The 9,201-nt window shown below is 69.8% G+C and carries 8 protein-coding genes; 5 read left to right on the top strand and 3 right to left on the bottom strand.

Annotated features, from left to right (window positions below):
• Positions 1-87: 87 nt before the first annotated feature.
• The 3 genes from OU415_RS13405 to OU415_RS13395 all read left to right on the top strand — a co-directional run bounded on the left by OU415_RS13405 (position 88) and on the right by OU415_RS13395 (position 4,246).
• A complete protein-coding gene (locus tag OU415_RS13405; RefSeq protein WP_270949035.1) occupies positions 88-990 on the top strand; it encodes an oxidoreductase in 903 nt (300 codons plus the stop codon).
• A gap of 206 nt (positions 991-1,196) precedes the next feature.
• On the top strand, positions 1,197-2,009 hold the full coding sequence (locus OU415_RS13400; RefSeq protein ID WP_270949034.1) for an SAM-dependent methyltransferase: 813 nt from the start codon (positions 1,197-1,199) through the stop codon (positions 2,007-2,009).
• Positions 2,010-2,101: 92 nt separating this feature from the next.
• Complete coding sequence (locus OU415_RS13395) at positions 2,102-4,246, top strand: putative bifunctional diguanylate cyclase/phosphodiesterase (RefSeq protein WP_270949033.1); 2,145 nt, start codon at positions 2,102-2,104, stop codon at positions 4,244-4,246.
• Between the two features lie 36 nt (positions 4,247-4,282).
• On the opposite strand, the gene OU415_RS13390 is transcribed toward OU415_RS13395, so the two are convergent.
• On the bottom strand, positions 4,283-4,834 hold the full coding sequence (locus OU415_RS13390; protein WP_270949032.1) for a hypothetical protein: 552 nt from the start codon (positions 4,832-4,834) through the stop codon (positions 4,283-4,285).
• Positions 4,835-5,100: 266 nt separating this feature from the next.
• Between OU415_RS13390 and OU415_RS13385 the strand changes: the two genes are divergently transcribed.
• Positions 5,101-5,844 carry an AAA family ATPase gene (locus OU415_RS13385; protein ID WP_270949031.1) on the top strand — a complete coding sequence of 248 codons (744 nt, stop codon included), beginning with the start codon at positions 5,101-5,103 and terminating at the stop codon, positions 5,842-5,844.
• A gap of 33 nt (positions 5,845-5,877) precedes the next feature.
• On the opposite strand, the gene OU415_RS13380 is transcribed toward OU415_RS13385, so the two are convergent.
• Both OU415_RS13380 and OU415_RS13375 read right to left on the bottom strand, forming a co-directional pair.
• Positions 5,878-6,798: an aminoglycoside phosphotransferase family protein gene (locus OU415_RS13380; RefSeq protein WP_270949030.1), complete on the bottom strand. Its 921-nt coding sequence runs from the start codon at positions 6,796-6,798 to the stop codon at positions 5,878-5,880.
• A gap of 77 nt (positions 6,799-6,875) precedes the next feature.
• Positions 6,876-8,315 carry an LVIVD repeat-containing protein gene (locus OU415_RS13375; RefSeq protein WP_270949029.1) on the bottom strand — a complete coding sequence of 480 codons (1,440 nt, stop codon included), beginning with the start codon at positions 8,313-8,315 and terminating at the stop codon, positions 6,876-6,878.
• Between the two features lie 236 nt (positions 8,316-8,551).
• On the opposite strand from OU415_RS13375, the gene OU415_RS13370 reads away from it, so the two are divergent.
• Positions 8,552-9,199: a DUF305 domain-containing protein gene (locus tag OU415_RS13370; protein WP_270949027.1), complete on the top strand. Its 648-nt coding sequence runs from the start codon at positions 8,552-8,554 to the stop codon at positions 9,197-9,199.
• The last annotated feature ends 2 nt before the right edge of the window (positions 9,200-9,201 follow it).

Genomic DNA, 9,201 nt, shown 5'->3' with positions numbered 1-9,201 from the left:
CTGTTACGCACTCACGACCACGGCTGGCGGGGCGGGTGTGAGGATCCGCTCGTTGCCCGGGGTGGCGTTTTCTAGCAGCATCGCGGCGTGACGAGTGCTTCCAACGCCCTGGGTGGCGTGTTCCAGTTGACCGCGGACCGCCAGGTCAGCCGGGTCGGGTTCGGCGCGATGCAGTTGGCCGGGCCCGGTGTGCTCGGCCCGCCCGCCGACCGCGAGAAGGCGGTCCAGGTGCTGCGGCGCGCCGTCGAGCTGGGCATCGACCACATCGACACCAGCGACTTCTACGGCCCGTGGGTGGTCAACGAGCTGATCGCCGAGGCGCTGCGCCCCTACGGCGACGGCCTGGCGCTGGCCACCAAGATCGGTGCCTACCGCGATCACGAGGGCGGTTGGCTGCCGCTGAACCACCCGGACGCGCTGCGCGCCCAGGTGCACGACAACCTGCGCCGCCTGCGGGTGGAGACGCTGGACCTGGTCTACCTGCGGCACACGGTGGACCGCGGGATCTCGCTGGCCGATCAGCTCGGCGCGCTGGCGGAGCTGCGCGAGCAGGGCCTGGTGCGCGGCATCGGTCTGTCCAATGTGTCCGTCGAGCAGTTCGAGGAAGCGCGGCAGCACGTCGAGATCGCCGCGGTGCAGAACCTGTACAACGTGGTCAACCGGACCTCGGCGGAGCTGCTGGCGAAGACCGCTGAAGCGGGCGCGGCGTTCGTCCCGTTCTTCCCGCTGGGCTCCGGTTTCGCGGACAGCCGGGCGCGCGAGGACGAGGTGCTGCGCGGCATCGCCGAGCGCCACGGCGCGACGCAGGCGCAGGTTTCGCTGGCCTGGCTGCTGCGCCGTTCGGAGAACGTCCTGCTGATCCCGGGCACGTCCTCCCCGGCGCACCTGGAGGAGAACACGGCGGCCGCCACCGTCGAGCTCTCCGACGCCGACGTCGAAGCCCTGAACGCTCTGGTCGCCGACGGCGAAACCCTCGAAGAGGCGCACTGAAGCACGCACCCGGGGTGGCGGTTCCTGGCGGGACCGCCACCCCGCTTCGCGAAACCGCCCGCAGCACCTGGGGAAACGGGGTCCCGCGATCAGCTGAATGACGATCTCGATCGATACGGAAATCGCATCGGGATTACGCCCTGCGGGGTGGGGTGGTGTCACCCAGTAGTCTGGTCGACACGCAACGGTGCGAATGCGAGGCAGACGTGACCGAACCAGCCACCACCTGGGTGCCCGACGAAGTCGACGAAGAGGTCCCCAGCGCAGCACGGCTCTACGACTACCTGCTCGGCGGTGCGCACAACTTCGCCGCGGATCGCGCGCTGGCGGAGAAGTTCCTGACCGCGCTGCCCAGCGCGAGGGACGTCGCCCGCCTCAACCGGGCTTTCCTGCGCCGCGCCGTGGTCTTCATGGGACAGCACGGCGTCCGGCAGTTCCTCGATGTGGGCTCGGGAATCCCGACGGTCGGCAACGTGCACGAGATCGCCCAGACCGCCGATCCGCAGGCGCGCGTGGTCTACGTGGACTACGAGTCCGTGGCCGTCGCGCACAGCCAGCTGCTGCTCGACGGCAACGAGCGCGCCACCATCCTGCAGGCCGACATGGTCGAGCCCGAGTCGATCCTCCAGCACCCGGACACCCGGCGGCTGCTGGACTTCGACCAGCCGATCGGGCTGATCATGGCCGGGGTCTTCCACTTCGTGCCGCACGAGGCCGACGCCCCGGGGATCATCGCCCGCTACCGCGACGCGCTGGCCCCCGGCAGCTTCCTGGCGCTGTCGCACTTCACCGCCGACATCAGCCCGGACGAGATGGCCGGTGTCGTCGAGGTGATGCGGCGCAGCGCCGACCCGATCCACACCCGCACGCACGCCGAGGTCACCGAGCTGTTCACCGGCTTCGAGCTGGTGGAGCCGGGCGTGGTCGGCACCGCCCTCTGGCGGCCCGACCGGCCCGAGCAGGCCGCCGACGAGCCCGGCGGTTCGCAGATCTACGCGGGGGTGGGACGCAAGCCATGAGGCGGGCGCGGGGGCGCCTGCCGGTTCCACGATGATGTTAGGAAAGGTGTGACTGGGGCGGAGCGCCCGACGAACGTTGCTGGACGGTTGAGATGAGCGAGGGTACGGCGGACGAGCCGCATCGCGTGCTGGTTCCCCAGCGCCGCGATGGTGGCTGGCGGGCCGAGGTCGCCCGCCGCTGGGCCGCGCAGCTGAGCACTGCCTCCTACATCCCGCTGTCCCGCGCGACCGTCGAGGAGGTGCTCGGCGAGCTGGTCGACCGCATCGTCGCGGCGCTGGACGACCCGTCGACCCTGGCCGAGACCGGTCGCGACGTCGGCGCCCGGCTGGTGGAGATGCACGCCACCGGCGAGTCCAGCCTGCCGCTGAGCCTGGACCTGCTCCGCGAAGCGCTGGTGCAGCGCTTCGGCGAGGACGAGGTGCACCGGATGCTGGTGCTGGTCGCGGCGATCGCCGCCGGCTACGCGGCCGCGGACCGGGAGAGCACGTTCGTGCAGCAGGAGACGCTGAAGAAGGCGCTGCTGCGCGCGAAGCTCAAGGCCGACCGGGAGCTGGCGGCCAGCGAGGCGCGGTTCGGCGAGGTGTTCACCACGACGCCGATCGGGGTCGCGATCTGCGATCTGGAGGGCAAGTTCGTCCAGGTGAACCCGGCGTGGGAGCACACCCTGGGCTACCGGGACGCGGCCCTGACCTCGATGACCATCCACGACCTGTTCCACCCCGAGGACGCCGAGTACCTGGCGGCGGCCTACCGGGAGCTGGCCGAGGGCGGCGGCGCCAAGCGCCTCAGCGACCGCAAGCGCCTGCTGCGCGCCAACGGCGAGGAGGCCTGGGCGTACCTGGCGGTTTCGGTGCTGCGCGACTCGAACGGCGCGCCCCTCAACTTCGTGACGATGGTCGAGGACATCACCGAGCTGCACATGCTGCAGGCCCGGTTCCAGTACCAGGCGCTGCACGACGTGCTGACCGGGCTGCCCAACCGGCAGTACTTCTCCACCCGGCTGGAAGCCGCGCTGGTCAACTTCCCGCGCGAGTCCCGGATGACGCTCTACCACCTGGGCCTGGACGGGTTCGAGCTGATCAACGACGGTCTCGGCTACGAGGTCGGCGACCTGGTGATCAAGACCGTGGCGCGGCGGCTGGAGCAGCTGGTCGAGGACGAGGAGGCGCTGGTCGCCCGCTTCGGCGGCACCGAGTTCGCGATCCTGGTGTGGGAGCAGGAGAAGACCCCGCCGGTGCCCGAGGTCGTCCGGCTGATCAACGACCTGCTCGCCGAGCCGGTCTACGTCGGTGACCAGGGCATCGCGGCCTCGGCGAGCGTCGGCGTGGTGCAGCGGCAGGTGTCCGAGGCGGAAGCCTCGACCATGCTGTGGGCCGCCGACGTCGCGCTGCGGCGCGCGGAAGCGGCGGGCAAGCGGCAGTGGGCGCTGTTCGACCCGGACCGGGCGCCGGAGGAGCGGATCGAGTCCAAGCTGGCCGCGGTGATGCCGGGCGGGCTGGAGCAGGGCGAGTTCGACGTGGTCTACCGCCCGATGGTGCGCCTCGACGGCTCCGGGCTGCTCGGGCTGGAGGCCGGGCTCCGCTGGGACACCGCGGAGAACGACACGCTGGACCACGACGGGTGCCTGCGCCTGGCGGAGCGCTCCGGGGTGACGCTGTCCTTGCGGGACTGGATGGTCGACACCGCGTGGCGCCAGATGTGCGAGTGGCACACCGACGGGCACCGGGTGCAGCTGAACCTGTCGTTGAGCCCGAACCAGGGCCAGGACCCGGACCTGGCGGCGGTGATCCACCGGGCCCTGGACTCCTGCGACATCGAGCCGGAGTGGCTGCGGCTGTGCCTGCCGATGGTCGCGGTCCGCGGCGACAACGAGGAAACCCGCGACAACCTCCGGTTCCTGAGCAGTCGCGGCATCAAGGTCTCGCTGCACGGCTTCCAGGGTTCGCCGGAGGAGTTGCGCCTGCTGCGGGAGCTCCCGGTGGACGCGGTGCGCTTGGCCGACGAGGTCGTCGCGATAGTGCACGACTCGGAATCCGGCGACGAGCCGGAGGTGCAGGCGATCCGCAGCCTGGTTCCCCTGACGCGGGCTTGCGGCGCGCAGCTGTGGGTCGGCGGCGTGACCAGCGAGCAGCAGGCCGAGATCTGGCGCGAGATGGGCGCCGAAGTCGCCTCCGGTCGCCACTTCGGCGATCCGCTGTGCTCCTTCGACGTCCCCGACTTCCTGCGCGGCGGCTGAGGGGCACCTCCGCTCGGGAGGTGCCCCCCGATTCGATCAGGCCTGCATCTCGACCATGCTGCTGATCTCGCCGTCGTCGTTGAGGGCGATCTCGGCGTAGACGGCCCCCTTCTGCAGCGCCGTGATCAGCTGGTCCTTGGTGCACGGCTCGTCGGCCACGACGACACCCATGTTGGTCTGGGTGCGTCCGGAGCAGATCTTCTGCAGGCCGAAGATCTCGATGTCGTCGGCCAGCGGCACGAAGAAGTCGCCGGGGTTGCTGGGGTCTTCGGACCAGTCACCGCTGTCGTACTCGCCGGGTGCCGGGACGATGAGCTCGACCATGCCGGTCTTGGCGTCGTAGCGCTGCAGGTTGACGACGAGCTGGCCGGCGTTGTGCATCTTCGGTACCCGCTTCTGCGCCGTGCCCGACTCCTCGGTGTCCGATGTGGACTCGCTGGTGCCGGGTGCCGGTGGTGCGGGCTGGGTGATCACCACGGTCTGCGGGGCGGCCGGGGGCGCGGGCTGCTGCGCGCAACCCGCCGTGGTCAGCGCGACCAAGCCCAAACCCGTTGCTACCAGTGCGATTGCCCGGCGGCGGTAGTTCATCGGTGGAACTCCTCGAATCGTCCTGAGAAGAGGGGATCTTCCTTGCGCCTCTCTAGACGGGCGGAGCGAACCGCGGGTTGTTCCGAAACCGATCAACTTCTGGTGTGTTCGCGATAACCGCACGTGGACGATTTCCCCGAAGTGAAACGGAAGGAACCCCCTGCCCCTACGATGCGCGAGTCGTGTCGTGGGCATGTGCGACCCTCGATCCGGACCGAGGAGACCCACCCGGTCCGCGTACGCCACCACGCTGATCGGGAGGCTGAATGCTCGTCCACCGCGCCTACATCCCCGACGCGCAGCGCCCGGAGTCCTTCGACACCTGGCCGTACACGGTGCCGTGCGTGGCCGAGCTCGCCGAGCGCGGTCTGACCTTCAACGCTCCGGTGACGATGCTGGTCGGGGAGAACGGTTCGGGGAAGTCGACGCTGGTCGAGGCGCTCGCGGAGAGCTTCAAGCTCGACTCGCACGGTGGGCGGGCGGGCCGCAAGTACGTCAACGACCGGCCCAAGACCCCGCTGGGGGAGGTGCTCGCGCTGGAGACCACCCCGGCCGGGCGGAGGATGCTCACCGGACCGCGAACCAGTCGCAAGGGGTTCTTCCTCCGCGCCGAGACCGCGTTCGGGCTGCTGAACACGATCAGCGCCCTGGAGCTGTACGGCTATTGGGAGGAGGACACCTCGACCATGTCGCACGGCGAGGGCTTCCTCACCGTGTTCGAGTCGATGTTCCGGGAGCGCGGCTTCTACGTGATGGACGAGCCCGAGGCCGCGCTGTCGTTCGAGTCCTGCCTCAAGCTGGTGGCGCTGATGCACCGGCTCGGCGAGACCGGCGCGCAGGTGGTGTGCGCGACGCACTCGCCGATCCTGGCCGCCACGCCCGGTGCGGACATCGTCGAGGTGGGCGAGCACGGCACCCGCAGGACGAGGTGGGACGAACTCGGGCTCGTCGACCACTGGCGCCGCTACCTGGCCAACCCGGACAGCTACCTCCGGCACATCGTCGACTGATCGCTCTGATCGGGCTGGGTCCGCATCGTCCGGTCAGCGCGCCGAGGAGGCGGTGAGGCGCCGCAGGGACGCGGCTGCTGGTGGTCCCCACGTGGCCTTTCCTCCCGGGTGGCCGTGGACTCCGGCATCGCCGACGAGCGCGCAGACGAGCGCCTTCACCAGCGCCCAGCCGCGGGCGCGGCGCCGGGTCGCCGCGTCGGCAGCCGGCGAATAGCTCTGGTGGAAGCGGTCGACGGCCCCGTCGGGCAGCAGGAGCCAGCAGGCGGCCAGGTCGCAGGCCGGGTCCCCGGCGCACATGTCGCCGAAGTCGACCACGCCGCAGAAATTTCCGTCCCTCGTCAGGAGATTCGCCGGGTGCAAGTCCCCGTGCAGCCACAGCGCCGGACCTGTCCAGGCGGGCGCGGCCAGCGCGTCGTCCCAGACCTCGCGCACGGCGTCCGGGCAGGGGACCAGCCCGCGATCGGTCGTCTCCGCCAGGAGAGGGCCGAAACCTTCGCTGATGTCGGCCAATGGAGCACCTCGGCGGTGCCGGCCGGTCGGTGCGTCATCAGGCGCGGGCTGGTGCAGGGCCGACAGGAAGGCCGCCAACGTGTCGGCCGCTTCCGCGCCGCGAGTCGCGGGGGCGCGGTCAGCAGGTTCACCGGGGACCCACGTGGTGACGATCCAAGAGCGCGGGAACCGCTCCGAGGGCCGGCCCAGGCGCTGCGGAACGGGGATCGGCAAGGGGAGGCGCGGCGCCACGGCAGGCAGCAAGGCGTGCTCCTTGCGGAGCAGCTCGTCCGCGCCCTCGGTGGCCCAGGGCAGCCGGACCGCGAGGTCGTCGCCGAGCCGCCACAGCTGGTTGTCCCAGCCACGAGCACCGAACGTCACCGGCAGGTCGGCCAGGTCGGGGTGCTGCTCCCGGAGCAACTCCGCGATCAGATCCGCGGTGATCTCATCTCCATCGTCGGTCACAGCAGCGACAGTAGCGCTCGCGGACGTGGGAAGGGCCCCGCCGGATCCTGGCGAGGCCCTTCTCCGTCGTCACCGCGTCAGCGCTGGTAGACCGGCTGGGTTTGCGGGTTGAACTCCTCGTACCTGACGTTCTTCGCGTTGTTCGTCCGCGGGTCGTTGATCTCCAGGACGTCCAGGCCGTCCTGGATGCCGCTCGAGTAGACGTAGCCGTTGTAGTAGTACGCCGACCACGAACCCGAGATCTCCAGCTTGCCCGGGTCGAACGGGGTGCGGTCGAAGTAGCCGATCTCCTTCGGGTTGGCCGAGTCGCTGAAGTCCCACACCGACACGCCGCCCTGGTACCACGCCTGCACCATGTAGTCGCCGCTCTTGGTCGGGATCAGCGAACCGTTGTGCGCCACGCAGTTCTCGGTGTCCTCCTGGAACCGCGGGATCTTGTAGTAGCTGCGGAACTCCAGCTTCGCGTCCGCCCCGGAACCGGCGATGTCGTAGATGCCGTTGGCACCGCGGGTCGGACCGGTCTTCTCGTTGCAGGTGGCCGCGCCGCCGCCACCCAGCTCGTCGGTGAAGACGACCTTGGTGCCTTCGTTGTTGAAGGTGGCGCTGTGCCAGAACGCGAAGTTCTCGTCGTCGCGGACCTGGTTGATCACGCGCGGCTTCTCCCGGTCGGAGATGTCGAACAGCACGCCGTCACCCATGCAGGCGCCGGCGGCCAGGTCCTTCTCCGGGAACGCGGTGATGTCGTGGCAACCGGTGGTCGCGCTGGTGTAGCCGTTGCCGGGGTTGCCGCCGTCCGGGAACAGCACCGGCGCGTCGACCAGCACCGGCTCGGCCGGGTTGTCCAGCGGCACCTTGATGATCGAGATCTTGTCGTGCGGCGGCTGGCAGCCCGGGAACTCCGCCCGCGGACCGTAGGAGGAGACGTAGATGTAGACGTCCTTGCCCGCCTTGTCCGGCACCAGGGTGTTGGTGTGCGAACCGCAGTCGGTGGAGATGGCGGAGACGTAGCGCGGCTCGGCCGGGTTGCTGACGTCGTAGATCCGCATGCCCTCCCAGCCGTTGGGGTCGGCCGCGGTGGTCGACTCGCTGGTGCACGTGTCGTTCGTGCGCGGGTAGTCGACGGAGACGAACAGCAGGTTGCCCGAGATCGACACGTCGCCCTGGCCGCCGGGGCAGGCCACCTGCGTGACGATCGACGGCTTGGTCGGGTTCTTGATGTCGTAGACCACGAACCCGTCGTAGTTGCCGACGTAGGCGTGGTCGCCCTTGAAGGCGATGTCCGTGCCGTAGGCGTTCAGCGTGTTGAACGGTTCCTGCTTCGGCATGTTCGCGACGTGCCTGATGTTGTCGCTCTTCTGGACGTCACCGGTCGGCCCGGCGACGGTGCGCTCCGCCGCAGGCTCCGGGGCGTCGTGCGCCGGGGTCGCGGCCGAGGCCGGTGCGAGGGCCAAACCGAGGGACACAACGCCGAGTGCCGCGCCCAACGTGCGCCACCTGGGAGTACGTCTCAAAACCATCCACCCCTGCTGCTCGGGTCGGTCACCGCCCCTGGTGAGGGCAGCTGCGACCAGCGGCGCATCGAAACCGCCGCCGGAGATCAGTATTGTTTTGCCCGGTTCTGGACCCAATAGGCCAGTTGGCCGCTTTTGCCGCCGGATCCCATCTGGCGGACTCGTTTTGCGCGACGGCGCCGCTGGGCTAAACGCCTTCGGTGCTGGAAGGTGGACGAGATCGTGGAACTGAGGAGGACTGGATGCGCCGGTTGACCGCCGCGTTGCTGATCGCGGTTGCTGGACTCGCCGGATGTTCGGCCGAGCAGCCGGAATCGCCGAAGGTGGTGCTGCCGGGCGCACCGGGGGACCAGCCGCGGGTGGTGTCGAGCGTCGAGCCGGAGGCCGGCGTCCCGGTCGACGCGGAGGCGGACTACCTGCGCATGATGATCGCGCACCACCAGCAGGCGCTGGAGATGACAGCGCTGGCACCGGATCGCGCCCAGCACCCGAAGGTCCGGGCGCTGGCGGAGCGCATCGGTGGCTCGCAGGGGCCGGAGATCGGTGCCATGCAGGGCTGGCTGGCCAGCCGCGGTCTCGACGAGCAGCCCGGCCATGACGAGCACAGCGGCCACGGCCAGCACGGCCAGCCGACCGGGCACGACCACTCGACGATGCCGGGCATGGCGACGCCGGAACAGCTCGCCCAGCTGGGCAATTCCACCGGCGCCGACTTCGACCGGCTCTTCCTGCAGCTGATGATCGCCCACCACGAAGGCGCCCTGACGATGGCCACCGACATCATGACCAAGGGCCGCGAGGAACAGGTCCACGCGATGGCCCAAGACGTCCTGGTGACCCAACAAGACGAGATCAACACCATGCGAGGGCTGCAGGAAGAGGTCGGCTGACC

Source organism: Saccharopolyspora oryzae, from assembly GCF_027853915.1.
Classification (GTDB): Bacteria; Actinomycetota; Actinomycetes; order Mycobacteriales; family Pseudonocardiaceae; genus Saccharopolyspora; species Saccharopolyspora oryzae.
This window is presented reverse-complemented; position numbering and strand designations above follow the sequence as displayed.